This is a genomic window from Oryzifoliimicrobium ureilyticum, assembly GCF_037199735.1.
GTDB lineage: Bacteria > Pseudomonadota > Alphaproteobacteria > Rhizobiales > Rhizobiaceae > Rhizobium > Rhizobium ureilyticus.
Window position 1 is genome coordinate 88,971 of sequence record NZ_JBBBVQ010000019.1, and the last position, 25,186, is coordinate 114,156.

The following is a 25,186-nucleotide window of genomic DNA, read 5'->3' on the forward strand; positions in this document are numbered from 1 at the left end:
GAAGCAGCAGGACGCGACGTGCTGATCGCCTGCCGGCCATGTTTCCCCATCCTTAAGGCGATCGCGCGCCAAGATCAAAAACCCCTTCATCGCGACAGCTCCTTGAGACCGAGGCGGATCAGCTTCGCACTGTCGGGATTGTCACCGGCGGTTTTCAAGGCGGCGGCAACGGCATTGGCTGCTTGATCGCGCGAATAGCCGAGGTTGGTCAAAGCGGAAACGGCATCGGAGACGGGTGCGCTTGCCACGCCTTCGCCAAGCTCCTGCTTGAAGCCAATATTGCTAGCCTCCATCCCGCCAAGCGCAGGAGCCTTGTTCTTCAATTCGGTGACGATGCGCACCGCCACCTTCGGCCCGACGCCCTGCGCGCGGGAGACGGCCGCCTTGTCCTGGAGGGCAATGGCATTCGCCAGTTCGCCGGGGGTCAGCGCCGATAGAACGGCAAGCGCCACACGCGCGCCCACACCCTGAACGCTTTGCAGGAGATTGAACCACTCGCGCTCCAACGGCGTCGCAAAGCCGAAGAGCTTGAGCTGATCTTCGCGAACATAAGTTTCTATAAAGAGAACCACCGCTTCGCCCATCGAGCCAATCTTGGACAGGGTCCGCGCGGAGCACGTGACTTCGTAGCAGACGCCATGGACATCGACGAGGACATAGTCGTCGCCGATTTCATCTATAGTGCCCTTGAGCTTGCCGATCATGGTGGGTCCGTCTGAATGGGTTTGGCTGGTTTCGACGATAGACTTGAGGAAGGGTTACCTGTTCGCGGCGCCTGTGAAAAGCAGGATTATTGGCCTCACCAATCAGCCCGCCAAGGCCTTTTCGAGGCGTCGTGCGCCGCGATTATGGGCGTGGCAGATGGCGATCGCCAGAGCGTCGGCGGCATCGTTGCCCTTGAATTCGGCTTTCGGCATCAGGATTTTCAGCATCATATGAATCTGCTGTTTCTCCCCATGACCAACGCCGATCACGGACTTCTTCACGGCATTTGGCGCATATTCCGATACGGGCAGGCCGGCGCGGGCCGGTACCAGCATAACGACGCCACGGGCTTGGCCAAGCTTCAAGGTCGCTACTGCGTCCTTGTTGACAAAGGTTTGCTCGACTGCGGCTTCATCGGGCTTATAGGCATGAACGATTTCGGCAAGGCCGTCATGCAGCTGGCAAAGGCGCGAGGCAAGGTCAAGATCGCCGTCCGACGTGACGGTGCCCGAGCCGACAAAGCGCAGCGAATTGCCGAGCGCATCGATGATGCCCCATCCGGTGCGGCGCAGGCCCGGGTCAATGCCGATAATGCGAATCGTATTGTGCATGGCGTCATCCTATTCCATCGCAAAGAGAAGTGCCACGAAGAAGTGAACAAAAGGGAAACGCTTTAGAGTGACAGTGCCGCATCGCGGTCGGCGGAAACGATAACTTTCGATCTGAATTGATCGCATTCGGTCTCAGAAGACATGATGCGTGAGGCGGGATGCGGCGCACAACCAAAGCGTAAAATCGCATTTGCTTTTTCAAATATGGTTTGTATGGTTTCTGACAGTCAGCCGGTTCCTCGGTGCGGAACCAGCCACGCGATGGGGGATATACACGTGCCGGAAAAGCCTTCTTCACCGCGGTCTCCCGTCCTCGGGGCCGCCATCATTGCACTTGTCGTCATCGGAGGTGGAGCCGCCTTCGCCTATACGGGCGGTTGGTTGTCTCCAGGCCGCCTGACACCCCAAAAAATCGTCGCCGCCTTGACGCCGCCCAATGTCGATCCTTCCGGACATAGGCGCAATCACGCGAAGGGCATCTGTTTCACCGGCCGCTTCGAGGCCAATGGCGGCGGCGCGGCGCTTTCGAAGGCTGCCGTGCTTGCAAGCGGAACTTACCCGGCGCTTGGTCGGCTGAACCTTGGAACACCAGATCCCAATGCGCTGGATGCGACGGTGCGGGTGCGCGGCCTCGGTTTGCGTTTGACGGCGCCCTCCGGCGAAGAATGGCGCATGGCGATGATCGACCCGCCTTTCTTTCCGGTTTCGACGCCGCAGGCCTTTTACGATCTCTTGAAGGCGTCGGGAGATAAAGATCCTAATGCCATGGCCTCGTTTGCCGCAGCTCATCCCGAGATTGCCGCCTTTGGAGGTTGGGCCAAGAGCGCGCCTTACACGCCGAGCTATGCGGAAAACGCCTTTAACAGCCTGAATGCCTTCATCTTTACCGATTCAAAAGGTGGCGATCACGCCGTGCGTTGGTCTTTCGTTCCGACTGCACCTGTTACGGCGATTTCCGACGAAGAGCTGAAGGGCAGGGGCGCAGATAGTCTCGAGAAGGAAATCACCGATCGGGTTGTGGCTGGCCCGGTCAGCTGGAAGCTTATGGTGACAGTCGCCAATGCGGGCGATCGAACCAACGATCCAAGCAAGCCATGGCCGGAGGATCGCCAGAAGATCGATGCAGGCACGCTGGTGATAGAGAAGATCATCCCGGAGGCGAACGGGCCTTGCCGTGACGTCAACTTCGATCCCACGGTTCTGCCGGCAGGTGTCAAGGTCTCGGATGATCCTTTCCCCGCTGCTCGGTCTGCCGCCTATGCCGTTTCTTTTGACAAGCGGATGGGTGAATCCCAATCTTATCCGAAGGAGACGAAGTGATGTCCGGCACGAAACGCGCTTTTACGCCACTTCAGCGGCTGCTTCACTGGTTGATGGCGATCTGTCTGCTGACCATGCTCTTTGTTGGTGTCGGCATGGTCGCAACCGTCTCGCCAGCTTATGTCTCGCTTGTCTCCTTCCATAAGACGCTTGGCATCGTCATTCTTCTTCTTGTCGTCATCAGGCTCATCGTGCGGCTGGTCTATGGAGCGCCAGCCTTGCCGGCCGATATGCCACCCCTCATGAAGCTTGCTGCGCATCTGTCGCATCTCGGTTTTTACGTACTGATGTTCGCAATGCCGCTTATCGGCTGGGCCATGCTGTCGGCGGCGGGATATCCAATCGTGTTGCTAGGCGGGGTAACGCTGCCGCCAATTTTGTCACCCGATCGGGCAACCCATGCGGTACTATGGACCGCGCATCAATATCTGGCCTACGCCTTCTTCGCCCTGATCCTCGCTCATGCGGCTGCCGCGCTTTATCACGCCTTCTTCCGGCGTGATGGTGTGTTCGAGCAGATGACGACGGGCGCCTCCGATCGCGTCTCCCGCTAAGGCGACGAAGAGCCGCGCAGTCATTGATTGCGCGGCTTGATCGATCGTTACTTGCCGCCCTTGGTGGCAGGATCCCAATGCTCGTCGGCCTTGCCGTCGACAAACCGCCAGCTGTCGAACCAGGTGGTGGTGTAGCTCTTTGACGGGTCCTTGGGGTCTTTCATTTCCCGTGGGTAGGCGACCGTGACGATGTCGCCTTCAGCCACGACCGAAACGATCTTGGTCTTCATTTTGTCGGGAATGGGCGTTGGCTTAACCTTGAGCACCTTGGTGAAGTAATCGACCACGCCCTGGCGCCCTGAGGCTGCATTCGGATTATGCTGAATGTACCGCTCCGTCAGGTATTGATCGGCTCGGTCCCAGTGGTTTGCTTCCAGCAATTCCTTGATGATCTTGTAGGTTGTCTGCTTGTTCCTGTTAAGCGTCGGATCTGGGCTGGTGAAGAGTGCATCGGCATCCTTGACGCCGACAACCGCCTCCTGCGCGACGCTAAATTGCGGCGTCGAGAGCGTAAGTGCTGCCGCCAGGATGAGATATTGTGCAGACATGGCAAGTCTCATGAAGTGTTCCTTCCTTTGTGTCGGGGGCTGAGGATATGCAGCGCATCGCAAGCGGCAAGAGGGCATTTTTGCGGGAGATAGGCAGAATAAAGTAACTCGCTGCAGAGAGCCTCTCCGCGCGTTGCAGCGCCGAAGAGACGGTAACGAACCTGCGCGAAGCTCGAATTAATGCGTTAACGGGATGTCCATCTGATAGACTGTCTCTATTTCCGAGAAAGGGTGAGCGTCATGACAAGCATCGGCAGACTTTCAGTCGAACTTCAGTCCTATCCCGGTCTCGACGAAAGGATAACGATCCTGCGGGCGGGTGACGAGGTCGATGCCGTCTTTGTCCGGACCGAACGCTTCAACATTCTCGTCGATACGCTGAGCACGCCCGATCTCTGCCAGCAGGTGCTGGATTTGATCGGATCAGAACTCGACCGGCGTCCGTTGCTTGTCGTCAATTCGCACATGGACTGGGATCACTATTGGGGCAATTGCGTTGTCGCCGGGCGTGCGCCGATCATCGCGCATGAGACGGCGCATCGGCGCTTCTACGATCCGGCGAACATCGCCACGCTGATGCGTAAGGCGCAAGAGGAGGAGCGCTTTGCGGGTCTTCAGCATGTGGGGCCAAATGTCAGCTTCACCGGCACCATGATGATCGATGGCGGCGACCTTATCCTGGAGCTTTTGCATACCCCCGGCCATACGCCCGATCATATCGTGGTCTGGATCCCGCAGATCCGCACTTGTCTCGCGGTCGATGCGGTCGAAGCTCCCATCCCCGAGGTTTGGACCGACGCGCCATCTGACCTTGCGCACTTGCGCAATTCACTTCGGATGATCAGCAACCTCAATGCAGAGTTTCTCGTTCTAGCGCATGGTCAGACGGCAGATCCGCAGACGGTGTTTCGCAACATCGCCTATTTCGATGCGCTGGCGCAAAAGGTCAGCGAAATCAATGGCGATGTTCTGAAAGACAATACGCTCATCGAAATCGACGGCTTTGGCCTTGAGGATTTTATCACTCTGCCGCGCGAGATGCCGGAGGCCACAAAGGCCTTTTATCGCAAATGCCACGAAACGAATTTGCGGGCCACCGTCAACAGCAGGTTGCGTCCTTCAGCGGATGCCGCCTCGGTTCCTCCGACACATATTCCTGAATAGTCTATTCAGAAAAACTGATTTGGCTGTTCTGCGTGAGCTTCCTACATAGCTAAAATACGTAACAACCTCAGGTGCGGTTATGATCCCATTTTCCATTCTCGATCTGTCTCCCGTCGTCGAAGGTGCAGAGGTCCGCGACGCACTGCAGGCTTCGGCGCGGATGGCGGTAAAGGCCGAAGAGTGCGGTTACAATCGCATCTGGCTTGCCGAACATCATGGCATGCCAGGAATTGCAAGCGCTGCAACGGCTGTCGTGCTGGCGCATGTCGGCGCGGCTACAAAGCACATCCGCATTGGATCTGGCGGCGTAATGCTTCCCAATCATTCGCCGCTTGTGATTGCCGAACAGTTCGGAACGTTGGAAGCCTTATTCCCGGGCCGCGTCGATCTCGGCCTTGGCCGCGCCCCAGGAACGGATATGCGCACGGCCCAAGCGCTTCGGCGCAATATGGAAGCTTCTGGCAACAGCTTCCCGCATGACGTGGTCGAACTGCAACGCCTCTTGGGTCCTGCGACCGAAAACCAGAGCTTGCTCTCCATTCCAGGCGCAAACACCAATATTCCGATATGGCTTCTGGGCTCAAGCCTTTACAGTGCGCAGCTTGCTGCGATGCTCGGTCTGCCCTTCGCGTTTGCTTCGCACTTCGCACCGGATATGCTGCTGGAGGCATTGTCTATCTATCGCGCCAAATTCGAGCCGTCGGCTGTCCTGCAAAAGCCTTATGCCATGGTCGGCGTCATGGGTTCGGTGGCAGAAACGGATGCTGCGGCAGAACGCCATTTCACCTCGGCGCAGCAGCAATTCATCAACTTGCGACGGAATGTTCGCACAAAATTCCCAAAGCCCGTCGACGACATGGACGCGCTGTGGAGCGAATCGGAACGCGTTATGGTCGAGCATACTTTGCGTTACGCCGTTGTCGGTTCCCCTGCGACAGCCGAGCGAAAGCTGCTCTCCTTCCTAAAGGAGACAGAAGCCGATGAACTGATCATCTCGATGCCGATTCATGATGTCGAAGCGAGGCTGCGCTCTGTGGAGCTTTTCGCAAGCCTCGGCAGTTTTGCCCGGGCTGCGGCCTGAGAGCGATTAGGAAAGAAGCGTTGTCTTTTATCCCTCGAGCCGTTCATGCGGATAGGTGCCGCACAGCGAGGTTTGTCGTAACCATCCGCTGACATCGTGGCCGGTGACGTTGACCCTGCACCAGCCATTATCGCAGGCGCGAAGGGATAGCCGAACTTTGGCGCCGAGTTTTGCCTTCACCGTCGATGCCGTCGAGGCGGATGCCTGAAGAGCGATCGGGTTTTCTATCCAAGCGCCGATGATCGCGGTGCGCTTGCCTGACAGCAGGGATGAATGCATCCATCCGGTGACGCCATCACAATCACGCACCTGTCGCCAGTTCCCGTATTCGGCAACGATTTCCATGGGTAGGCCCGGTGCCAGATAAATCCACTTGGTTCCATAGTCGAAGGACGGACCGATGCGCATGCGCGCATCGCGCGCTTTCAGGGACACAAAACGCGGAACTGGTAAACCAGTCTCGCGGCCTCGTGCGCTGCTCCCGGCATTTGCCACCTGCGATAAAGCAGGATGGTCTTCCATATGCCGCGCAATCGTCGGCACGCTCGAAAGGGCAATCAAAGCAAGAGCGGCCGCGGATATACGGCTGAAGGGGAAACCCCTTTTTTTCTGCCGCGCGCCCATTTTGTCTTTCGACATATTCGCCTTCATCGGCATCGGCTGCCTTCGACAGCTTTCAGGCCGTCCGATACACCCCGGAGCGAATAGGTGTAGCTCGTCTTGGTTCCACGCTTCGACATGGCTTCGATGACCATGTCCCGTCCACCACGCATGGCGGCCATCATTTGCGGTTCGCGTGATTCATGCACCATCCAGGCCGTATTGCCCTTTGTGAAAAGCCGAAAGGTATCATTGCCGATATTAACCGTGACCACGGAGCCTTCCTTCAGGTCGTAGCCGGTACGGATCTGCGGCTCGTAACGGTCCGATCCCTTCGGTCCATGCCCGATCAGAAAGAAATTTTGTCCGTGATCGACATTGGCCGGGCGCTGTGCGGAAGGCATTGTCAATAGGTAGCACACGGTGCGGTTGCCGTTCTTGTAGGCGTAGAGGCCCCAGTCTCCATACTGCTTGACGAGAGAGGGTTTAGCCTGTGCCGCTGCTGCGGTGAGAAGTGTCAAAAAAAGTGCGAGGGTCAGTTTCTTCATGCGTTTTTTCCCGCCGATTGTTTGGAAGTTGCGGTCTCGACAGACCGGCTGGAGCGAATGCGCTGCATTCAAGGCGGGCACGGTTAACGGCTCCTTACCGTTAGGATCAACTCACATAGGTGTGACGCTGCGCGAGATGGTTGTGACCAGAAGTTGATGAATTGGCTTGGAAAATCACCTTTGCTTCGGCAGCAGCAGGCTTAAAGACGCTTGGCAAAACGCCAACACCCGAGGCAGTTGGCGCTCCTCGGGTGCGAATAAACTTTTTTTGATGTCTTTCAGGTCGCCGCTTATTGCTGGTCAACGCGCTCCGGCTTGCCGTTAATCATCAGATGATGGCCGCCGGGATCTGCCATGAAACGTGGACCGACGAGGCGAACCTTCTTTCCAGAAATGTCGGTGATGTAGGTCGGCCCAGATCTCTCATCTGCGGTGCGATCGACCGGTGCCGGATTGAGTGGTGCCGGACGGGTACGGTTCATCGCCGCATGTCCGCTGGTCGCAGCAGCGGCAATCAGAAGCGAGATAATAGCGAAGCTGCGCAAACGCGGCATGACAAACCCCTCGACGAAAGCGTTGCGGTAAAATTTCGCCGCATTAACGTCATAGAAAGGTTTTTGGTTCCCGGCGGTAAAAGAGATGTGATTTCCACGGAAAAAGCCGGCCACTTTTGGGTGACCGGCTTCGGATCTTCTTTGGCGAATTTAAGCTGAAAGCTTTGCCATAACCTCTTCCGAGACCTCGAAGTTGGAATAGACGTTCTGCACGTCGTCATCGTCTTCCAGGCTCTCGATCAGCTTCATCAGCGATTGTGCTTTTTCTTCATCGACTGGCACTGTGTTTTGCGCGCGCCAGACGGCCTTGACTGTTTCGGCTTCGCCGAGAGCAGCTTCCAGAGCCTTTGAAACCTCGCCAAGGGACTCGAAAGCACAGATGATCGTGTGTCCCTCTTCGTCCGACTGGACGTCATCGGCACCCGCCTCGATGGCTGCTTCCATAACCTTATCGGCGTCGCCGACTTCAGGCTTGTAGGTGATTTCGCCGACGTGGTCGAAGGAGAAGGACACCGAACCGGTTTCGCCGAGCGCACCGCCCGACTTGGTGAAGATCGAGCGCACGTTGGAGGCCGTGCGGTTACGGTTGTCCGTCAGCGCTTCGACGATGACGGCCGTTCCGCCCGGGCCGTAGCCTTCGTAGCGGACTTCGTCATAGTTCTCTGTGTCGGCGCCGGACGCTTTCTTGATGGCGCGATCAATGTTGTCCTTCGGCATGGACTGAGCCTTGGCGTTCTGGATCGCCAGACGCAGGCGTGCATTCATCGTTGGATCGGGCAGGCCGGCTTTTGCGGCGACGGTGATTTCGCGCGCCAGCTTGGAGAACATTTTTGACCGCACCGAATCCTGGCGACCCTTGCGGTGCATGATGTTTTTAAATTGTGAATGGCCAGCCATGGCACCCCTGTTCACGTCTTTCTATTCGGATCGGGCGCTTATAGGGGCGAAAGCGCCTGTGTTCAAGGAAAAACCCATGATGGAATAAGGGAACAAAGGCCCCGACGCGACGTTCACTTGGCTGACAAAACCAGACGGAAAGGATGGGAAGATGGCAAGCATTACCGAAGCTAAGGAAAGCCCTGCACAGCAGCTGTGGGAGCAGGTCAACACTGTTCATGCCGGTATGCTGGGCGTCGACGGCGCGGATCTGCACATGCAGCCGATGGCCCCGAATGCCGACCCGAAGACGAACACCATCTGGTTCTATACGAAGTCAGATGCGGAAATCGTGCGCGCCATCAAATCGGGTGCACGGGCGCACTTCATTCTCGTTGGGAAAGACCATGATTATCATGCGTCGCTGGCGGGCAAGATCGAAGTGCGCAACGATGCTTCCAAAGTGGATGAATATTGGAGTTCGGTCGTGGCCGCCTGGTATGAGGGCGGTAAGAAGGATCCAAAGCTGACGATGCTCGCCCTTCACGTCGATGACGCCGAGATCTGGGTCTCGACCGGCAGCAAGGTAAAGTTTGGCTGGGAAATCGCTAAGGCCAATCTCGATGACGAGAAGATGCCCGATGTGGGCGTAAAACGTCATCTGCAGTTCGCCTGAACATCAAGCCAAACTGCGTCGAGTTAAGTGGCGCCGGCACGTTTGTTGCCGGCGTTTTCTTTGCCGACCCGCGCATGACATCACTTCTACTGCATGCCCCGCGGGATGTAGATCAGGGGCTTTTTCGGCAGCGTGCGCATCGAAACTTCAATCGTATCGCTTGGCGCGTAGGTTATATCCACCTCCTTGCCGAACATTGACAAGAAGTTCGCGAGAGGTGCGCGCTGGTGCATCGGTAGGATGAGCGAGGATCGCAGGTGTTTGATCACGCGGCTCATGCTGTCCGACCCCATCGTCAATCCACCGTCCACGGGCACCATCACGACATCGAGCCGTCCGATCTCTGCGTAATGGCTGTTGGTCAGCTCGTAGTGGAGATGGCCGAGATGACCGATGCAAAGGCCGGCGACCTCGAAAATGAAGATCGAATTGCCATTCATTTCAGGTGCACTGAAGCCGCCGCGAATATCTGTCGTCACGTTCCGGATATAGGTGTCGCCGACCTTAACGTTGATTTTCGCTTTTTCTCCAGGTGTATCGCTCCATCCGTGCAGCACATATTTGATCCCTGGGTCCGGCGTCAGCGTATAATGGGTGGAGTGCGCGTGGTTCATGGTTACTACCATGGGTGTCACGGGCGGCTTATAGACGCCTGAATAATCCGTTGCGATCGTGACGCCGCCAGGCGTTTCAATGAAATAGGTGGAATGGCCGATATAGGTGATCCGTACGACTTCCTGATCAGCCGCGGCTCTTCTGAGCGGTGCGGAGGGCGTAAAGCGCGCGAAAGTTGCTTTCGGTAGCGCCTCTGCGATGGCCTGGCACTGGCTGACCGGCGGTCGAGTTTGGTCTTCAGCTCTGGCGATGCCAAAGCCGACGGTCAGGAGGCAGATCGTTGCCCATGCACATGCCAAGAACCCTGCGCGCATGCGATTTCTCCCGGCGCATTGTATGTGAAGCATGTTGTGATCAAATGCGCTGATTTGATCTGTCCGAACAAGCGTCACGTCAGGCGCTTAAAGCGCGCTCAGCGCCTTCAAAAAACGCCCTACGCTGCGAGTCAGAATGTGCGAACATGCAAACGCCGTCCACCCGCAAAGCTCTTGGGCGCTCTCACATTTGCGTCATTTTGGAGAAGGGGCGATGGAGGTGACGTTCGCGCGCCGCCAGGAACAAGAGACGCCGTCGACCCGTATTTACGGATCTGCGTCGAGTGCCTTGATCACACCCATATTGCGCGCGTGCTGACGGCGTAACCATGCCTCATCTGCATCCAAGCGGTCGCAGTGCAGCTTTTGCAAGGCCACCTCGATTTGCTTGGCGCGCTCTGCGTCATAAGGCTCTTCGCCCGACCAGTGCTGGCATTGCGCGCGGCGGTCGAGGAAGGCTGTTACATCGAACGGCAGTCGATCCGGTCCTGCTACAAGCGTCGTTGCGACCCAAAGCGCCAGCACTCTTTTGTTTTCCTTCCGATCTGCATCGTTTGCCAAGGAGCTCGCGGCTCGGATCCTGATTGCCACGATATACAATGTCATGACGGCGCGATAGGACGATGAAATGACGATGACGGAAACGAAGAGTGGGGGGCTTGATGGGAATGGTGGCAAGGAGGGTGGGCCTGTTCTTGCTCGCGGGCACAATAGGGTCGTTGGTCGCTTCTACGACCGAGGCAGCTGCTTGCCGGTTCGATATGCCGGCGGATCTCGGTGCCACGCCCGGCCGATGGCTTGGCGCCTGCCCTGACGGAACTGCCGATGGTCTCGGCGTGATCAGAGCCGGCACCGCCGAACCCTACGCATTTTTTGTAGGCCGAATGCAAGGCGGTCGTCCGGCAGACGGTCTGCTGATTTTGCGCGAGGGCGGCTGGATGGTTGCTGTCCGCTTCGACGCTGGCCTGCATGTGGTCAGTAGCGACGGACTTAAGCCCGAAGACGATGATCGCGTTTTCCAACAAGCGCATGCTGCCGCATTGGAAACTGCCGCGCGTTTTCGACAAGAAGGTAACAAAGCTTCTGCCGACTACTATACTTTGCTTGGCCGCCGCATCACCGAGGGGCGGCCCGAATAACGCTCTTACGATCTCCTTTTCACCGAACGGAGGTCATGCCCAGAACGGGGGAAGCGTCTCCGTCAGCCGCGGACCAATGCGCAGCGGCGCAATCTTTTCCGCAAGACCGGTGGCGTCGGAAATTTCGATGCCGACGCCGCAGATCGTCGCAGGCCCGTTGGCGGCCTCCATCCTGCCTTTCGGCATCTTGGAGATGAAGCGGTTCAGCGGCTCTTCCTTGTCCATGCCAAGCGAGGAATCATAATCCCCGCACATGCCGGCATCCGACAGGTAAGCCGTGCCACCATTCAGGATTTGATGGTCGGCGGTCGGCACATGGGTATGAGTGCCGACGACCGCTGAGGCGCGGCCATCGACGAAATGCCCGAAACACTGTTTCTCGCTGGTCGCTTCGGCATGAAAGTCGAAGAAGATCGCGTCGGCCTGTTCCTTTAGCGGGCACGCGTCCAGAATGACCTCCGCCGACTTGAAGGGGTCGTCGAGTTCGGGATGCATGAAGACGCGGCCCATAATATTCGCCACCAGAACGCGTGCGCCATTTCGAGCATAATAAAGCCCGGAGCCACGACCGGGCGTGCCAGCAGGATAATTGGCAGGTCGCAGGAACTGGTCCTGGCGACCGGCAAAGCCGACGGCATCTTTCTGGTCCCAGACATGGTTTCCTGTCGTGACGACATCAGCGCCTGCGTTGATGGTCTCCAGGAAAATTTCCTCCGTGATCCCGAAACCGCCAGCGGCGTTCTCGCCATTGACGATCACAAAATCGAGTTTCAAGTCGGAGATCAGGCCTGGCAGACGGTTCCAGACGGCAGTGCGTCCCGTCTTTCCAACCATATCTCCTAAAAACAGCAACCGCATACCGGTCTTATCCTTCACATCGACGCGCCACAGATCTGAGCGATCGACAACGCATTCCTGGTCAAGCTTCCAGGATTTCTAAAATTAAACATTGGCTTTGCGCAAAGCGGGCGGGATTTTCAAGCCTTTGCCGCGAAAAAGCGGAATCCGCTTTCGGTCAGGATGGCATCCAGGCTCACGTCATGCGGTTCTGCCGGTACTTGTGCCACTTCCTGGCAATCGAAAGCAATACCGATGAGACTTGGCTTTTTGCCTTTCTCATGCAGCCGTGCGATGGCGCGGTCGTAGTGGCCGGCACCGTAGCCGATGCGATGGCCTTTGCTATCAAAAGCAGACAGCGGCACCAGCATGATGTCCGGGTCAAGAATAGCAGCATCGGGACCAGGACCAACCGTTCCGAAACCGGTCGGAACGAGCGCAGCGTCCGGTGCGAGTTCGCGAAAGACGATGGTTTGTCGGTCGAGGATAGCCGGCACGCACAGCCGTGCGCCCTTTCGCTGCAGCTTCTCCATCAAAGGTCGCAGATCGGCCTCCGATCGGATCGGCAGGAAGCCTGAGACGACGATACCGGGATCGAGGGCAATCGCATCGGTTCCATGGTCGGCCATGGCAAGGCTCTTTGCTTCCCTCTCTTTGGGGGAGAGTGCATCGCGCAATGCCAAACGCTCCGCGCGCAGGGCCGCCTTTATGGTTTTGGCTGTGTCCGTCATGGGCAAACCATAGCGTCTGCTTTGCATAAAGCAATTATGCTTAGGGGCTTAAGGCAAGACGATCCCAACGAGAGGTTTCACGGCCAGAAAAATGTGACGCCTTTATTGATTTTTTCGTTCTTGCGGCTTGACCGTTCCTCAAAATGGGTATTTATATTGTGCACAACTTAATTGTACGCGATGGAATTGCGCATGGAAAGCATTACTCACCTCAGCCGTCGTCACGTCCTGGCCCTTGGTGCCGGGCTTTCGGCTCTCACGCTTGCCAATCCAGGTTTGGCTGCCGCCGCGCAGTCCCTGAAATCCAAAGGAGAAATGATCATGAGCACGATTACCACGAAGGACGGCACCAAGATTTTCTACAAGGATTGGGGTCCGCGGAATGGCCAGCCGATCGTCTTTTCGCATGGCTGGCCGCTTTCCTCCGACGCCTGGGATGCCCAAATGCTGTTTTTCGGCATGAAGGGTTACCGCGTCATTGCCCATGATCGGCGCGGTCACGGTCGTTCAGATCAGCCATGGGATGGCAACAATATGGATCAATATGCCGATGACCTTGCCGAACTCATCGAAAAGCTCGATCTGAAAAACGCTGTGCTGATCGGCCACTCGACGGGTGGCGGCGAGGTTGTGCATTATATCGGTCGCCATGGCAACAAGCATGTCGGCAAGATCGTGCTGGTTGGTGCAGTGCCGCCGCTGATGCTGAAAACCGCTGCCAATCCGGAAGGCACTCCGCTGGAGGTTTTCGACTCCATCCGCGCTGGCGTTGCGACCAATCGCTCGCAGTTCTATTACGACCTGACAATGCCGTTTTACGGCTTCAACCGTGAAGGCGCCAAGGTGAACGACGGATTTCGTGAAAGCTTCCGCCTACAGGGTTTGGCCGGTGGCATCAAAGGCCAATACGACTGCGTGCGCGAATTTTCTGAAGTCGATTATACCGATGACCTTAAAAAGATCGAACGTCCGACGCTAATCATTCATGGGGGCGACGATCAGATCGTGCCGATCAAGGCATCTGCCGACAAAGCCATCAAGCTCGTCAAGGGCGCAACCTTGAAGGTCTATGACGGTGCGAGCCATGGTCTTGCCCAGGTTGATGCGGATCGCTTCAACGCTGATGTGCTTGCCTTCATCAAGGCTTAAGCCTTCTTGATCGAATGAGAGCGGGGTTAACACGACCCCGCTCTTTTCGTAGCGCGACCTTGACCATCCCGGTCGATTGGAATGCGTGACATCCTTCTTGTCTGACGCGCATGCTTCGATTATCATCGAATGATGAAGCACGGCCCTGATATAGCGCATGTCGCAAGCCTGATCGGCGATCCGGCGCGCGCCAACATGTTATCGGCTTTAATGAGCGGCAAGGCTCTTACCGCTGCCGAACTCGCGCGTGAAGCAGGAATTTCCGCCCAGACAGCAAGCTCCCACCTTGCCAAACTGGAGCAGGGCGGCCTGCTAGTGGCCCGCAAACAGGGGCGACACAAGTATTTTTCGTTGGCAAATGAAGACGTTGCGCGTCTGCTTGAGGCCTTGATGGGGCTTGCGGCACGCACTGGGCATTTGCGCACAAGGCCCGGACCAAAGGATGATGCCTTGCGCGAAGCAAGGGTCTGCTACAACCACCTCGCAGGCGATATGGGCACCCGCCTCTTCGATGCCCTCGTGGCGAGGAAGGTTCTGGATACTCGGGACGATGAGATCGAGCTGACGCCCGCTGGTGTCGATTTCGTCGCGGCGTTCGGGATTGATCTTCCGTCGCTTGATGCGAAACGCGCTCCGCTGTGCCGCAGGTGCCTCGATTGGAGCGAAAGGCGCTCTCACCTTGCCGGTAGTCTTGGCCGCGCTTTCCTTGAGCGTTTCGAGGTGCTGGGCTGGGCGAAACGTGACGGCAAAAGCCGGATCGTGGCCTTTAATACGAAAGGCAAAGCGAATTTCGAGGCGTTGCTTGGTGATTCCTCGTCGTCAGGCCTCGCGTGACGTTGATGCTTGTCATTCTTGCTTTTTTCCCTCCAGTCTTGCGGCGGTGATTGCAGCGAGGCAGGCGAAGGAGGCCGAGATCAACATCGCCGTCAGCAACGCGCTTCTGGTGGGCGGTGCCGCCAGCAGAAGACTGGTGATGCCCGAAACGAGCGCGCCACCGGCAATCGTCACGGCCGCAGCAAGGCCGGCGGCAGTGCCGGCCAGTTTCGGCTCTACTGACAGCGCCGCGATGTTGGCGGCCGATAAGCTCATTCCATTGCCGATGCCAATAAACATGCAGGGAGCGAAGAAGGCGAGCAGTGTCGTGAGCCCGACGCCCGCCAGGGCAAGTCCTGCCAGAAGCGCAAGGCAGGTCAAAAGGCGGGCCAAGATCAGAAGGCGGCTTGTGCGGAGCGCAGGACCGAACCGCCCGGCCAGGAAGCTGCCACAGATAAAGCCGATTGGCAGGAAGCCCATGTAAAGTCCGAGTTCAGCGCTCGGCCGGTCGATGGCAAGCGGTGCGCCCGCCAGGAATATGTAGAGCGTGCCGAGCGAACAGGCCGTGCATGACGTATAGGCGAGAAAGCGGCGGGAGCCGAGCAATCGTCGATAGGCGCGCAAGTGGCTATCTTGAGATCGCTCAGCGATTCGTGCCGTTTCCTGTAAATGCCGGAAACAGCCAAGCAGCATAAGAAGGCCAAGTGCAGCAAGGGCGAGGAAGTTGGCCCGCCAGCCAAAGAGCGTATCGATGACGCCGCTAACCACCGGTCCGAGCATTGGCGCAAGCGCCCAGCCGATCGCTATATTGCTGCTCTTGCGCAAGGCCTCGTCCCCGCTTGAGGTCTCTTTGATGATGACGAGCGAAACGGAAAAACATGCGCCGACAGAAGCCTGCAGAATGCGGCAGGCAAGAAACATCACAAGGTTTACGGATAACGCGCAGCCAATCGAAGCAACGGTAAATATCAGAATGGAGCAAAGGGCGACGGGTCTTCGTCCATACCGGTCGGAGAGAGCCCCTGCCAGCAGTTCCGCCGTCGCCGTGCCGATTGCATAGCCCGCTACCGAAAGACTGAGCGGCGCCACATTACCCCCGAAACTTTCACCAATGTGCGGGAGGGAGGGCAGGGGCATGTTGAAGGGGATGACGGCAAGCGCGGACAAAAGCATAAGCAGCAAGCGCGGCGGCGGTTTGAGGGCGAGGGAATTGACGTTTTGCAGAGGTTCTGCGCTTGGATCGGATGTCGGCATGGGCTCGGTCTTGTTCACGGGGGGAAGGAGCCTGATGTTCCAGGCAATAAAAAAGACCCCGAAAGGGGCCTTGATTTCGCGCATGGGAGGCTACTGCCGGATGGCTACGCCATCCTGCCCATGCGCCTGATCACCACCACATGCATCCTCAAGTAGGTCATGAGCGCAGGCTAAGTCACGGCTGAGCCAAGGTCAATCCGCGCTGCTGGCCATAAGACACGCTTTTCGTCAGGGAATCTGATCTTTCTCGTCGGAGTGACTCCCTTTTGCATATCAGTTCGTTAGTATCGCTTCGTCTCTTCGAAAGGGCCGGGCCATGGATCATGCAACGCTTTTCGCCTTCGCAATCGCCTTTTTTGTGTTTGCCGCAAGCCCAGGTCCCGACAATATGACAATTGTCGCGCGGGCGATCTCGCATGGCGCGGCCTCGGGTATTGCCTATGGTGTCGGCACCGTTGTCGGTATTCTGGTGTTTCTGACACTGGCGGCGTTCGGGCTTTCCGTGGTCGCGGGACAGTTTGCGGGCGTCATGGTGGCGCTGCGTTATCTTGGTGCGGCCTATCTGATCTTTATGGGTTGGAGAATGTGGACGGCAAAGCCGCAAGTGCCGGCCCTTCAGCCCGCTCGGGAGCCGCGCAATCTGTTTTCGGTGTTTCTCACCGGCTTTGTACTCAACCTCGGCAACCCGAAGATGCCGCTCTTTTACATTGCGCTCTTGCCCGGCATCGTCGGTCCTCACTTGTCCTTTGGGCAAGTCGGCTGGCTGGCTGGCGCCATCTTGGCTGTTGAGGTCGTGGTGATCGGCGGGCATGTGGCACTTGCGGTGCGTGCCCGGCGTTTCCTACGAACGCCTGCGATCGTGCGGCGTGTCAACCGTATGGCCGGCGGCATGATGATCGGGGCCGGTGTTGCCGTCGTATCGACGCGCTAGGCGTCAGGCGTCCGGCAGTCGTGCATAGCCTTCTGCGAAAGCGCTCGTGAGCATCCTCAACTGCTTTTCCAGCATATCGAGCGGCACGCGATCAAGCCTGCCTTGAAGACTCAGCGAAACCACGCCGTGCACGGCCGAATAGATTGTTCTGGCCGTCGCGTGGATGAGCGAGCGATCGGCATTGGGCATAATCTTTGCCAACGGTGCTTCGACGTGGCGAAAGAGGATGTAATGCTCCTGTTTATGCTCCAGCGGCAGGTCTCGACCTTGCTGCATCTGGTGCTCGAAGAGCGCGGCCCAGCGACGAGGCTCATCTTGCGAAAATTGCAGATAGGACATGGCGAGCGCCAGAAATCTTTCAGCTACGTCATGATGAAGATGGGCCTCTGCCGTGGCTGAAAGCCGCTGATCCAGCTCTGCGAGCGTGATCGCATTGGCGGCTAGGACGACATGATCAAAATCCGGAAAGAGCTTGTAGAGCCAGGACTGCGCACGTTCCATTTCTCCGGCGACCGTGCGGGCGGAAACGGCGGCGAGGCCCTTGTCCCTGATCTGTTGTGCGCAGACCTCCGCAATCTGCCGCCTCGTTTCGTCTTTTTGCGCGGGCGTATATGCCAAATCAGCCTCCAGTAAAAAAAGAGAACACCGTTCTTGAAAATGCTTGCGCCGTCCGATTTTCTGCGTTATCAAAAAAGAGAACAGTGTTCTCTTTATCGAGAACAGTGTTCTTTAAATCCTCTGTTAACCGCGCAGGCAAGCCCTGCCAAGTCCTGGAGAAAAATAATGTACGCTCCTCAGAAACCATCCGATGCCTGGAGAACTTTTATTTATGCAACGACATTTCTTTCGGTCGTCATTATTGCCGCCCTCATCTTCTTTTCCTCCATCGACCCGCTTTTGAAGGTCGCTCTTTCGATTGCTTCCGCCTGGGCGCTTTCCAACGCAGTTACGCTGACCAAACTTTTGCGTGACAAGCAGGAATATGAAGAATGGCAGAAGGCCCATGTCGAGCCCGTCCGTAACCGGACAACTCTCGAAGCCTGATTTTTCCTCCGGAAGGGATTACCGTGATGACACGTCCGCTTATCCTCTCGCGCCGGTTTGCGCCGCTGTTTGCGACGCAGTTCCTGGCCGCCTTCAACGATAATTTCCTGAAGAACACGATGGTCTTTCTGGTGCTCGCCACCATGTCGGCCTCCGAGGCCGCCACCGTCGTCACGGCCGCTGGGGCTGTCTTCATCGTGCCTTTCTTGCTCTTTTCGGTTGTTGGCGGGCAGGTTGCCGACAAGTTCGACAAGGCCGGCGTGGCGCGCTGGCTGAAACTGGCTGAAATTGCCGCTGCCGCCATTGGAGTTGCCGGTATCGCCGGCCATTCCGTTCCGCTGATGATGGTGGCGCTCTTCCTGTTCGGCACGGGCTCGGCGCTGTTCGGCCCCATCAAGTACGGCATCTTGCCTGACCATCTGGAAAAGGAAGAGCTGCCGCGGGCCAATGCGTGGATCGAGGCGGCTACCTTTATTTCGATCATTGCCGGTACGATCTTTGCGGGCCTTTCTTTCGCGGCTGGCGGTGGCGATCCCTGGGTTTTCGGCCCGCTGCTCGTCAGCATCTCGGTGCTCTGCTACGTGTCGAGCCTCTTCATCCCGAACACAAAGCCTGCCGACCCGAACGTCAAGGTGGAATGGAACATTGCCAAGTCGACGGTCGCAATCATTGCCGACATGGCAAGTGAAAAGCGTATTTTCATCACGTCGCTGATCATCTCGTGGTTCTGGCTGATGGGCACAGTCGTCATGTCCATCCTTCCTTCGGCGGTGCGTGCTTTATCCGGCTCGGAACTTGCAGCGACAGTCTATCTCAGCGTCTTCGCCATTTCCGTGGCCATCGGCTCGGCGGTCGCAGCCTGGTTTTCTTCGGGTCGCATCGTTCTTTTGCCGGCCGTGTTTGGTGCCTTCTTTGCCGGCCTCTTCTGTGTCGATCTTGGATTTGCGCTGTCAGGTGCCGCTATCGGCGGAGAAGTCGTGGCACTTTCCACCTTCTTTGCCTCCGTCAACCATCTGCGCGTTGGCTTCGATCTGGCGATGATCGCCTTCTTCGGCGCCTTCATGGCCGTTCCCACTTTTGCAGCTCTCCAGGCCTGGGCCGTTCCGGCGCGAAGAGCAAGGACGGTTTCCGGCAACAACGTCATCAATGCCCTGTTCATGGTGGTCGGCGCGGGTGCAACGGCAGCTGTCCAGGCGCTCGGTGCGAGCCTTTCGAGCGTAGCGCTCGGGCTCGGTATCGCCTCTCTCGTCGCATCGGTGTTGATCTTCCTGACGCTGCCGACAAGCCCTTTTCTGGACTTCATCTCGATCCTGTTCCGTGCCTTTCACCGGCTTGAAGTCGAAGGGCTGGAAAATCTGGATAAAGCGGGAGAAACGCCCATCTTCGCCCTCAATCACGTTTCGCTTCTCGATGCTCCACTGGCGCTGGCTTTTACTGATCGCAAGCCGATCTTCGCCATCAATACGGAAATCGCCAAGCGCGCCTGGGTGCGCCCGTTCCTCAAGATCTGCAATGCCTTCCCGCTCGATCCCACAAAGCCCATGGCGACCCGCAACCTGATCCGCCAGGTTGAAGCCGGTAATCCGCTGGTTATCTTTCCGGAGGGGCGCATTACCGTCACCGGTACCTTGATGAAGGTCTATGACGGCGCGGCCATGGTTGCTGACAAGACCGGTTCGATGATCGTGCCCGTGAAAATCGAAGGGTTGGAAAAGAGCTACTTCTCGCGCCTCAACGCCATGCAGGTTCGCCGCCAGCTTTTCCCGAAGGTCAAGGTCAAGATCATGCCTCCGGTTGGCCTGTCGGTCGACCCGGAACTTAAAGGTCGCAAGCGGCGTCAGGCAGCTGGTGCCAAACTCTACCAGATCATGTCCGATATGGTGTTTCGCACCTCCTTCAAGACCGGCACCATCCTCGAAGAAGTGGTCAATGCCGGCCGTGAATACGGTGAAGGAAAGACAGCGCTCACCGATTACGCCAACAACAATGTCAATCCGATGAGCTACAAGCTGCTTTTGACCGGCGCGCGCGTGCTGGCCGGCAAGTTCAAGACGCAGTTACCAAAGGAGCCGGTTCTTGGTGTGATGCTGCCAAATGCCAACGGCGCGGCGGTCACGATCCTTGCCTTGATGTCGGCGGGCAAAGTCCCGGCGATGATCAACTTCACGGCAGGTCTTTCCGGCATTCGCGCAGCCTGCAAGGCCGCCGATGTGAAGACCATCTTGACCTCGCGCGCATTTATCGACGTGGCCAAGCTTGGCGATCTTGTTGCTGCCCTGTCGAGCGATCTGCGGATCGTCTATCTCGACGATATCAGACAAAGCGTCAGCAGGACGGATAAGATCCTCGGCCTTATCAGTCGTCACAAGCCGCTGGTGAAGACCAACCCCCAGGATACGGCGGTCATCCTCTTCACATCAGGGTCGGAGGGCACGCCGAAGGGCGTTGCACTGACACACAGCAACATTTTGTCGAATACGGCGCAGGCCGCCGCGCGCATCGATTTCAACATGAGCGACCGGCTGTTCAACATCCTGCCTGTCTTCCATAGCTTCGGTTTGACGGCGGGTCTGATCCTGCCCCTGGTTTCAGGGGTGCCGGTCAATCTTTATCCGTCGCCGCTGCACTACCGGGTCATTCCGGAGCTGATCTATGGTTCGAACGCAACCATCATGTTTGCGACCGACACATTCCTCAGCGGTTACGCTCGGGCCGCCCATGCCGATGACCTGCGTTCGATCCGCTATATCTTCGCAGGCGCCGAACATGTGAAGGCCTCGACGCGGGAGATCTACATGAACAAGTTCGGCATTCGTATTCTGGAAGGTTATGGCGTCACCGAAGCTGCGCCCGTCATCGCCATCAATACGCGCCTTTACAACAAGCCCGGCAGTGTTGGAAAACTCCTGCCCGGTATGGAGGCACGCCTTGAGCCGGTCCCTGGCGTGACAGAGGGCGGCCGACTCTTCGTCCGTGGTCCCAATGTCATGGCGGGTTATTTCAAGACTGATAAACCGGGTGTCTTACAGCCGCTGGAAGATGGCTGGCACGATACGGGCGATATCGTCACCATCGACGAGGACGATTTCATCACCATTCGCGGCCGGGCCAAGCGCTTTGCCAAGATTGGCGGCGAGATGATCTCGCTGGCCGCCGTCGAAGCTGTTGCCGGAGACCTGTGGCCTGGCGTTCTCAGCGTCGTTGTCAATCTTCCCGATCCGCGCAAGGGCGAACGCCTCGTGCTGATGACAGAAAAGGAAGGGGCGACGAAAGCTGAATTTGCTGCCTTCGCGAAACAGAAGGGACTGACCGAACTTGCCGTTCCCTCAGACGTGATCATCGGCAAGGTGCCGGTGCTGGGTTCTGGCAAGGTCGACTTCGTCGGTGCGGCAAAGCTTCTGGAGGAGCGCTACGCCAAAGTGGCATAAGGTGAAGACACCGCCTGCTTTCTATGAGAAACCGGCCTTCGCGCCGGTTTCCTCGGTTTTGTTGTCCGTCAAATTGCCTGGCGCAGCAACGGCAGGCTGGCCGACATGGTCGGCGCTTGCATGATCGCAGGCCTTATCGAAGATCCCATGCCAGCTGTTTCGCCGTAAACCTGATGAAGCGTCCGCTCCAAAGCCGGCCAACCTCCGGGTGACCAGCCGAGCGATTGGAGACGCTTGGTGTCCATGGAACAGAGGGCTGATTTGTCGGATGGCGGTGGCAGCAGATGCGGGGAATAGACCTGCGTGCGGACAATGGACAGGATGTCCCGTGTGTCGACGGCAATATCGGAAACGTTGAAGATCTGGCCGGATATGCGTCCAGCCTCCGTTTCCAGCATCAATCGGACGGCCCGGGCGAGATCGCGACCATGGACCTCCGTGCCGGCCCGAGCAGCAACCGGATGGCCGGTGAGATAGTCGCGGACGAGGCCGTCCCATTTGACCGGAGTAAGTTCGCCATAAACACCCGTTGAACGCAGGCTCGCTGTGGCGAAACCTGGTGCGGCAAGATCTGCCAAAGCGCCTTCGGCCTTGGCTTTGATCTCGCCATAAAGGCTCTGTCGCGTGGCAGTGGTCGTTTCTGTCAGAAGCGTTCCAGGCGCGTGCTCGTCCCCATAGGCAGCGCGGCTGGAGAGAAAAACGCAGCGACGAATTCCTGAACGCTTGGCCGCTTCGAAAAGGCGAACCGAGCCCTCAAGGTTCAGCCGCTGAAATTCACCTGGGTCGTCGCCTTCGCCGCCACGATAGTAACCTGGCTTATGCGCAAATCCGGCATGCACGAAAAAATATGCATCGTCGAAAGCATCAGGTGCTGCGGCATCCGGATCAAGCGAAAGAGGCGTAAAGGGAACATCCTGCGAGAAGGTGCCCGGCAACGGCTTTTGCCGGCCGCCGATGATCACCTTGTAGCCTTTGGAAAGCAGCTCCTCGACAATATAGCGCCCGACAATGCCCATGCCGCCAGATACCAGAACTTTCATAATGCCCCTTGCGGATTGCGCATGTTGGCGATCTCAGGTGCGTCTTGACCGGTATAGTAGACGTGCCAAAGCTCGATAAGCGGTTTGAGGTCTTCAACCTTGGGGTGGTCCGGCTCCCAGGGTTTTTCATATTGAAAATGGAGCACGCGAACACTTTGCCAATCCCATAGCGCCGGCAATTTGAACCAGACATATTGCAGCATGTTGAAATAGACAGGCAGGCCGTGCCATTCGGGAAAGAAAAGTTGGAGGAAAGTCTGGTCGGTGCGTGGGAAAAAACTGTCCGGCTGATCGAGCGCGGCAAGCATTGCATTGAACGTCTCGATGTTCGGCTCAGCGACAAACAGACCTGAGTTCAGTCGCCGAAAATCTTCAAGGCTTTCGTAAACATTGGGGGCAGCGCAAAACTCCGGGTAATCGAAGAGCCTGTCGATGTTCCTCAAAACGATCGCGTCTGCATCGATGAAAATGCATCGCTTGTACTCCGTCAGCTCCCACAGGCGTAGCTTGCAGAAATTGTCGAGCGGGGTATGAAAGCTGGGCTTGCGCCCTTTCGTAAAGGGCGCCTTCTGATGCAACTTGCTGCGACCATGTCGTTCGTTGAATTCGTCAGACAGCGGCAGATGGGCGACCTCGATCAGCCGGCAACCGAGTGCGGCAAGGCGGTGGAGGTCTGCGCGATCAAGCGCGCCGGTGTAAAGCACAACGATATCAGCCTGCGTTCGCGTCCACCGCAGCGAATGAACGAGGGCTGTCGCGCCTTTGATGTAGTCTTGGTTGGTGACGAGGGTCACATAGGCGAAGGAGCTTGCGCCGCTCATGACACCGATTTCAGCCTCTTGCCTTCCGGATCCCGGTCGATGGTGGCCGCAAGGTCCTTGGTCCAGGCGGAAACTGCCGGCACGCGAGAGCGATCCACACGATAGGCAAACTTCCTGGCGACATCGACGATTTCGCTCAACAGGCCGTCTTGCAGCGTGGTTGGATTGAGGCCAAGCGCAAGGAACTTGTCGTTTTTGACGATCAGATCGTTTTCCGGCGCTTCCTTGCGAGGATTGGGGAGCCAGGCGATCTTCGAGCCGGTCATGCCGGCAACAAGTTCAGCAAGATCGCGAACCCGATGCGTCTCCGTCATTTGGTTGAAGATCTCAACGCGCGCGCCGCGAACAGGCGGATTTTTCAGCGCAAGTTCGATGCAGCGCACGGAGTCTTGGATATGGATGAAGGCCCGCGTTTGCCCGCCCGTCCCATGAACCGTCAGGGGGTAGCCGATCGCGGCCTGGATCAGAAAGCGGTTCAGCACCGTGCCGTAATCGCCATCATAGTCGAAGCGATTGACGAGCTGGGGATGCTGACGCGTCTCGTGGGTATGTGTCCCCCAAACGATGCCCTGATGAAGATCGGTGATGCGCAGCCCGTCATTCTTGGCGTAAAACTGGAACAGAAGCTGATCGAGGCACTTCGTCATATGGTAGATGGAGCCCGGATTGGCGGGATAAAGAATGTCCTGCTGTACCGTCTCGCCCGTCGTGGTTTCCACGCCGACGGATAAGAAGCCCTCTGGGATAGCGGCGCCGACCGTCGAGTAGCCATAGACACCCATTGTGCCGAGATGGACGAGATGCGCATCGAGGTCGATCTCGACGAGGGCGTTCAGCAGATTGTGCGTGGCGTTGACGTTATTGTTGACCGTGTAATTCTTGTGGCGGTCGCTTTTCATGGAGTAGGGGGCCGCCCGTTGTTCGGCGAAATGCACGATTGCATCCGGCCGGTTGGCGGAAAGCCAGTTTTTCAGAAGCTCGTAATCCTTGGCGAGATCAATGAGATTGAAATGGATCCGTCGTCCCGTCTCGGCATGCCAGATGCGAGTGCGCTCCTGGATGGAATCCATTGGGGTCAGAGATTGAACCCCGAGCTCGGTATCGATCCAGCGGCGCGACAGGTTGTCGAGAATGTGGATCTCGTGACCGGCGGCAGAAAGATGGAGGGAGGTCGGCCAGCCGATAAACCCGTCTCCACCCATGATGGCAATTTTCATGACATACCCTCCTTCGTCCCGCCCGACAGGTTAACTAGCGGTCATGACAGGTTTTCAACGCCAGCGGCCGCTTTTTGGATTGCCGCTTCGCCCTCTTCGGCTTAAGGGGCGCGGCAGACATTGGAGAAGAAGATGGATCAGCTATCATCTCTGGCAGGCCGGCTCGATCAGGGCAGCCATAGATTGCTGCAGCGCGTTTACTACGAGGACACCGATTTTTCCGGTCTCGTCTATCATGCGCGCTATCTGCATTTTCTGGAACGCGGCCGCACAGATTATCTACGGTGCCTCGGCGTGGCGCAAAGCGAGCTGGTCGGTATCGACGAAGAAGGCTTGGTATTCGTCGTTCACCGCATGGAAATCGACTTCAAGGCGCCGGCGCGCATGGACGATGTGATTGAGGTCGTCACCCGTACGGAAAAGGCCGGTGGAGCAAAAATGGCTCTCTCGCAGGAAATCCGTCGAGGTGAGAGCCTGCTGATCGCCGCAAAGGTGATCATTGCCGTCATCAATCGCCAGGGCCGTCCACGTCGCCTTCCTGAAGACCTTACGCGTCAATTGTCCAGCGCGACAGCTTAAGGCGGCTGTTGTCTGGAGAACGGGCAAAGGATGGCAT

General features: G+C 57.5%; 28 protein-coding genes. 12 read left to right on the forward strand and 16 right to left on the reverse strand.

Annotated elements, in window-relative coordinates:
* Positions 1-86: 86 nt before the first annotated feature.
* Together ruvA and ruvC are read right to left on the reverse strand one after the other, a co-directional pair.
* Positions 87-704, reverse strand: a complete 618-nt coding sequence (ruvA, locus tag VQ830_RS22135; protein ID WP_337270322.1) for a Holliday junction branch migration protein RuvA — start codon at positions 702-704, stop codon at positions 87-89.
* A 102-nt stretch (positions 705-806) separates the two neighbouring features.
* The gene (gene ruvC / locus VQ830_RS22140) at positions 807-1,316 is read right to left on the reverse strand and encodes a crossover junction endodeoxyribonuclease RuvC (RefSeq protein ID WP_337270323.1); all 510 of its coding nucleotides are present in this window, start codon (positions 1,314-1,316) and stop codon (positions 807-809) included.
* 276 nt (positions 1,317-1,592) lie between these two features.
* On the opposite strand from ruvC, the gene VQ830_RS22145 reads away from it, so the two are divergent.
* On the forward strand, positions 1,593-2,636 hold the full coding sequence (locus VQ830_RS22145) for a catalase family peroxidase (RefSeq protein WP_337270324.1): 1,044 nt from the start codon (positions 1,593-1,595) through the stop codon (positions 2,634-2,636).
* Positions 2,636-3,190, forward strand: a complete 555-nt coding sequence (locus VQ830_RS22150; protein ID WP_337270325.1) for a cytochrome b — start codon at positions 2,636-2,638, stop codon at positions 3,188-3,190. Before VQ830_RS22145 ends, VQ830_RS22150 begins: the two co-directional genes overlap by 1 nt.
* A gap of 47 nt (positions 3,191-3,237) precedes the next feature.
* Here the strand turns inward: VQ830_RS22150 and VQ830_RS22155 are convergent, their stop codons facing one another.
* Positions 3,238-3,750 carry a nuclear transport factor 2 family protein gene (locus VQ830_RS22155; protein ID WP_337270326.1) on the reverse strand — a complete coding sequence of 171 codons (513 nt, stop codon included), beginning with the start codon at positions 3,748-3,750 and terminating at the stop codon, positions 3,238-3,240.
* A gap of 228 nt (positions 3,751-3,978) precedes the next feature.
* Here VQ830_RS22155 and VQ830_RS22160 point away from each other — a divergent pair, with 228 nt between their 5' ends.
* Together VQ830_RS22160 and VQ830_RS22165 are read left to right on the forward strand one after the other, a co-directional pair.
* A complete protein-coding gene (locus VQ830_RS22160; RefSeq protein ID WP_337270327.1) occupies positions 3,979-4,902 on the forward strand; it encodes an MBL fold metallo-hydrolase in 924 nt (307 codons plus the stop codon).
* Between the two features lie 79 nt (positions 4,903-4,981).
* On the forward strand, positions 4,982-5,983 hold the full coding sequence (locus VQ830_RS22165) for an LLM class flavin-dependent oxidoreductase (protein ID WP_337270328.1): 1,002 nt from the start codon (positions 4,982-4,984) through the stop codon (positions 5,981-5,983).
* A 27-nt stretch (positions 5,984-6,010) separates the two neighbouring features.
* Here the strand turns inward: VQ830_RS22165 and VQ830_RS22170 are convergent, their stop codons facing one another.
* The 4 genes from VQ830_RS22170 to VQ830_RS22185 form a co-directional block, all read right to left on the reverse strand.
* Positions 6,011-6,622, reverse strand: coding sequence for an SH3 domain-containing protein (locus tag VQ830_RS22170; RefSeq protein WP_337270329.1), 612 nt, complete (start codon positions 6,620-6,622; stop codon positions 6,011-6,013).
* An 8-nt stretch (positions 6,623-6,630) separates the two neighbouring features.
* A complete protein-coding gene (locus VQ830_RS22175; RefSeq protein WP_337270330.1) occupies positions 6,631-7,131 on the reverse strand; it encodes an invasion associated locus B family protein in 501 nt (166 codons plus the stop codon).
* Positions 7,132-7,421: 290 nt separating this feature from the next.
* On the reverse strand, positions 7,422-7,685 hold the full coding sequence (locus VQ830_RS22180) for a hypothetical protein (protein ID WP_337270331.1): 264 nt from the start codon (positions 7,683-7,685) through the stop codon (positions 7,422-7,424).
* Positions 7,686-7,835: 150 nt separating this feature from the next.
* Positions 7,836-8,582, reverse strand: a complete 747-nt coding sequence (locus VQ830_RS22185; RefSeq protein ID WP_337270332.1) for a YebC/PmpR family DNA-binding transcriptional regulator — start codon at positions 8,580-8,582, stop codon at positions 7,836-7,838.
* Positions 8,583-8,733: 151 nt separating this feature from the next.
* Between VQ830_RS22185 and VQ830_RS22190 the strand changes: the two genes are divergently transcribed.
* Positions 8,734-9,237, forward strand: a complete 504-nt coding sequence (locus VQ830_RS22190; RefSeq protein WP_337270333.1) for a pyridoxamine 5'-phosphate oxidase family protein — start codon at positions 8,734-8,736, stop codon at positions 9,235-9,237.
* Positions 9,238-9,323: 86 nt separating this feature from the next.
* Here the strand turns inward: VQ830_RS22190 and VQ830_RS22195 are convergent, their stop codons facing one another.
* Positions 9,324-10,166: an MBL fold metallo-hydrolase gene (locus VQ830_RS22195; protein WP_337270334.1), complete on the reverse strand. Its 843-nt coding sequence runs from the start codon at positions 10,164-10,166 to the stop codon at positions 9,324-9,326.
* A gap of 267 nt (positions 10,167-10,433) precedes the next feature.
* Entirely contained in the window at positions 10,434-10,691 is a 258-nt protein-coding gene (locus VQ830_RS22200; RefSeq protein ID WP_337270335.1) for a hypothetical protein, read from the reverse strand.
* A 125-nt stretch (positions 10,692-10,816) separates the two neighbouring features.
* Here VQ830_RS22200 and VQ830_RS22205 point away from each other — a divergent pair, with 125 nt between their 5' ends.
* Positions 10,817-11,305 carry a hypothetical protein gene (locus tag VQ830_RS22205; protein ID WP_337270336.1) on the forward strand — a complete coding sequence of 163 codons (489 nt, stop codon included), beginning with the start codon at positions 10,817-10,819 and terminating at the stop codon, positions 11,303-11,305.
* A 33-nt stretch (positions 11,306-11,338) separates the two neighbouring features.
* On the opposite strand, the gene VQ830_RS22210 is transcribed toward VQ830_RS22205, so the two are convergent.
* Positions 11,339-12,163, reverse strand: a complete 825-nt coding sequence (locus tag VQ830_RS22210; RefSeq protein ID WP_337270366.1) for a TIGR00282 family metallophosphoesterase — start codon at positions 12,161-12,163, stop codon at positions 11,339-11,341.
* Between the two features lie 119 nt (positions 12,164-12,282).
* Positions 12,283-12,873 carry a 5-formyltetrahydrofolate cyclo-ligase gene (locus VQ830_RS22215; protein WP_337270337.1) on the reverse strand — a complete coding sequence of 197 codons (591 nt, stop codon included), beginning with the start codon at positions 12,871-12,873 and terminating at the stop codon, positions 12,283-12,285.
* Between the two features lie 321 nt (positions 12,874-13,194).
* On the opposite strand from VQ830_RS22215, the gene VQ830_RS22220 reads away from it, so the two are divergent.
* Positions 13,195-14,022 (forward strand): alpha/beta fold hydrolase, encoded by an 828-nt coding sequence (locus VQ830_RS22220; protein WP_337270367.1) that lies wholly within the window; start codon positions 13,195-13,197, stop codon positions 14,020-14,022.
* A gap of 132 nt (positions 14,023-14,154) precedes the next feature.
* The gene (locus VQ830_RS22225; RefSeq protein ID WP_337270368.1) at positions 14,155-14,856 is read left to right on the forward strand and encodes an ArsR/SmtB family transcription factor; all 702 of its coding nucleotides are present in this window, start codon (positions 14,155-14,157) and stop codon (positions 14,854-14,856) included.
* 12 nt (positions 14,857-14,868) lie between these two features.
* Here VQ830_RS22225 and VQ830_RS22230 read toward each other — a convergent pair whose 3' ends face one another.
* The gene (locus tag VQ830_RS22230) at positions 14,869-16,173 is read right to left on the reverse strand and encodes an MFS transporter (RefSeq protein ID WP_337270338.1); all 1,305 of its coding nucleotides are present in this window, start codon (positions 16,171-16,173) and stop codon (positions 14,869-14,871) included.
* 232 nt (positions 16,174-16,405) lie between these two features.
* Between VQ830_RS22230 and VQ830_RS22235 the strand changes: the two genes are divergently transcribed.
* Positions 16,406-17,020, forward strand: coding sequence for a LysE family translocator (locus tag VQ830_RS22235; RefSeq protein WP_337270339.1), 615 nt, complete (start codon positions 16,406-16,408; stop codon positions 17,018-17,020).
* Between the two features lie 3 nt (positions 17,021-17,023).
* On the opposite strand, the gene VQ830_RS22240 is transcribed toward VQ830_RS22235, so the two are convergent.
* Complete coding sequence (locus VQ830_RS22240; RefSeq protein ID WP_337270340.1) at positions 17,024-17,638, reverse strand: TetR/AcrR family transcriptional regulator; 615 nt, start codon at positions 17,636-17,638, stop codon at positions 17,024-17,026.
* A gap of 33 nt (positions 17,639-17,671) precedes the next feature.
* On the opposite strand from VQ830_RS22240, the gene VQ830_RS22245 reads away from it, so the two are divergent.
* Both VQ830_RS22245 and VQ830_RS22250 read left to right on the forward strand, forming a co-directional pair.
* On the forward strand, positions 17,672-18,064 hold the full coding sequence (locus VQ830_RS22245) for a hypothetical protein (protein ID WP_337270341.1): 393 nt from the start codon (positions 17,672-17,674) through the stop codon (positions 18,062-18,064).
* 26 nt (positions 18,065-18,090) lie between these two features.
* Positions 18,091-21,492 carry an acyl-[ACP]--phospholipid O-acyltransferase gene (locus tag VQ830_RS22250; protein WP_337270342.1) on the forward strand — a complete coding sequence of 1,134 codons (3,402 nt, stop codon included), beginning with the start codon at positions 18,091-18,093 and terminating at the stop codon, positions 21,490-21,492.
* A gap of 68 nt (positions 21,493-21,560) precedes the next feature.
* Here the strand turns inward: VQ830_RS22250 and VQ830_RS22255 are convergent, their stop codons facing one another.
* From VQ830_RS22255 to VQ830_RS22265, 3 genes are read right to left on the reverse strand one after another with little or no spacing between them, the layout of a single operon-like run.
* Entirely contained in the window at positions 21,561-22,532 is a 972-nt protein-coding gene (locus tag VQ830_RS22255; protein WP_337270343.1) for an NAD-dependent epimerase/dehydratase family protein, read from the reverse strand.
* Positions 22,529-23,353, reverse strand: coding sequence for a glycosyltransferase (locus VQ830_RS22260; RefSeq protein WP_337270344.1), 825 nt, complete (start codon positions 23,351-23,353; stop codon positions 22,529-22,531). The genes VQ830_RS22255 and VQ830_RS22260 overlap by 4 nt, the downstream gene beginning before the upstream one ends.
* Entirely contained in the window at positions 23,350-24,570 is a 1,221-nt protein-coding gene (locus VQ830_RS22265; protein ID WP_337270345.1) for an NAD-dependent epimerase/dehydratase family protein, read from the reverse strand. Before VQ830_RS22265 ends, VQ830_RS22260 begins: the two co-directional genes overlap by 4 nt.
* A gap of 132 nt (positions 24,571-24,702) precedes the next feature.
* Here VQ830_RS22265 and ybgC point away from each other — a divergent pair, with 132 nt between their 5' ends.
* Positions 24,703-25,149 (forward strand): tol-pal system-associated acyl-CoA thioesterase, encoded by a 447-nt coding sequence (gene ybgC / locus VQ830_RS22270; protein ID WP_337270346.1) that lies wholly within the window; start codon positions 24,703-24,705, stop codon positions 25,147-25,149.
* Positions 25,150-25,186: the final 37 nt, after the last annotated feature.

Bases quoted from the DNA above. Each gene is read 5' to 3' on its own strand.
- ruvA (WP_337270322.1), bottom strand. From the start codon at position 704: ATGATCGGCAAGCTCAAGGGCACTATAGATGAAATCGGCGACGACTAT.
- ruvC (WP_337270323.1), bottom strand. From the start codon at position 1,316: ATGCACAATACGATTCGCATTATCGGCATTGACCCGGGCCTGCGCCGC.
- VQ830_RS22150 (WP_337270325.1), top strand. From the start codon at position 2,636: ATGTCCGGCACGAAACGCGCTTTTACGCCACTTCAGCGGCTGCTTCAC.
- VQ830_RS22155 (WP_337270326.1), bottom strand. From the start codon at position 3,750: ATGAGACTTGCCATGTCTGCACAATATCTCATCCTGGCGGCAGCACTT.
- VQ830_RS22160 (WP_337270327.1), top strand. From the start codon at position 3,979: ATGACAAGCATCGGCAGACTTTCAGTCGAACTTCAGTCCTATCCCGGT.
- VQ830_RS22165 (WP_337270328.1), top strand. From the start codon at position 4,982: ATGATCCCATTTTCCATTCTCGATCTGTCTCCCGTCGTCGAAGGTGCA.
- VQ830_RS22170 (WP_337270329.1), bottom strand. From the start codon at position 6,622: ATGTCGAAAGACAAAATGGGCGCGCGGCAGAAAAAAAGGGGTTTCCCC.
- VQ830_RS22175 (WP_337270330.1), bottom strand. From the start codon at position 7,131: ATGAAGAAACTGACCCTCGCACTTTTTTTGACACTTCTCACCGCAGCA.
- VQ830_RS22180 (WP_337270331.1), bottom strand. From the start codon at position 7,685: ATGCCGCGTTTGCGCAGCTTCGCTATTATCTCGCTTCTGATTGCCGCT.
- VQ830_RS22185 (WP_337270332.1), bottom strand. From the start codon at position 8,582: ATGGCTGGCCATTCACAATTTAAAAACATCATGCACCGCAAGGGTCGC.
- VQ830_RS22190 (WP_337270333.1), top strand. From the start codon at position 8,734: ATGGCAAGCATTACCGAAGCTAAGGAAAGCCCTGCACAGCAGCTGTGG.
- VQ830_RS22195 (WP_337270334.1), bottom strand. From the start codon at position 10,166: ATGCGCGCAGGGTTCTTGGCATGTGCATGGGCAACGATCTGCCTCCTG.
- VQ830_RS22210 (WP_337270366.1), bottom strand. From the start codon at position 12,163: ATGCGGTTGCTGTTTTTAGGAGATATGGTTGGAAAGACGGGACGCACT.
- VQ830_RS22215 (WP_337270337.1), bottom strand. From the start codon at position 12,873: ATGACGGACACAGCCAAAACCATAAAGGCGGCCCTGCGCGCGGAGCGT.
- VQ830_RS22220 (WP_337270367.1), top strand. From the start codon at position 13,195: ATGAGCACGATTACCACGAAGGACGGCACCAAGATTTTCTACAAGGAT.
- VQ830_RS22225 (WP_337270368.1), top strand. From the start codon at position 14,155: ATGAAGCACGGCCCTGATATAGCGCATGTCGCAAGCCTGATCGGCGAT.
- VQ830_RS22230 (WP_337270338.1), bottom strand. From the start codon at position 16,173: ATGCGCGAAATCAAGGCCCCTTTCGGGGTCTTTTTTATTGCCTGGAAC.
- VQ830_RS22235 (WP_337270339.1), top strand. From the start codon at position 16,406: ATGGATCATGCAACGCTTTTCGCCTTCGCAATCGCCTTTTTTGTGTTT.
- VQ830_RS22250 (WP_337270342.1), top strand. From the start codon at position 18,091: ATGACACGTCCGCTTATCCTCTCGCGCCGGTTTGCGCCGCTGTTTGCG.
- VQ830_RS22255 (WP_337270343.1), bottom strand. From the start codon at position 22,532: ATGAAAGTTCTGGTATCTGGCGGCATGGGCATTGTCGGGCGCTATATT.
- VQ830_RS22260 (WP_337270344.1), bottom strand. From the start codon at position 23,353: ATGAGCGGCGCAAGCTCCTTCGCCTATGTGACCCTCGTCACCAACCAA.
- VQ830_RS22265 (WP_337270345.1), bottom strand. From the start codon at position 24,570: ATGAAAATTGCCATCATGGGTGGAGACGGGTTTATCGGCTGGCCGACC.
- ybgC (WP_337270346.1), top strand. From the start codon at position 24,703: ATGGATCAGCTATCATCTCTGGCAGGCCGGCTCGATCAGGGCAGCCAT.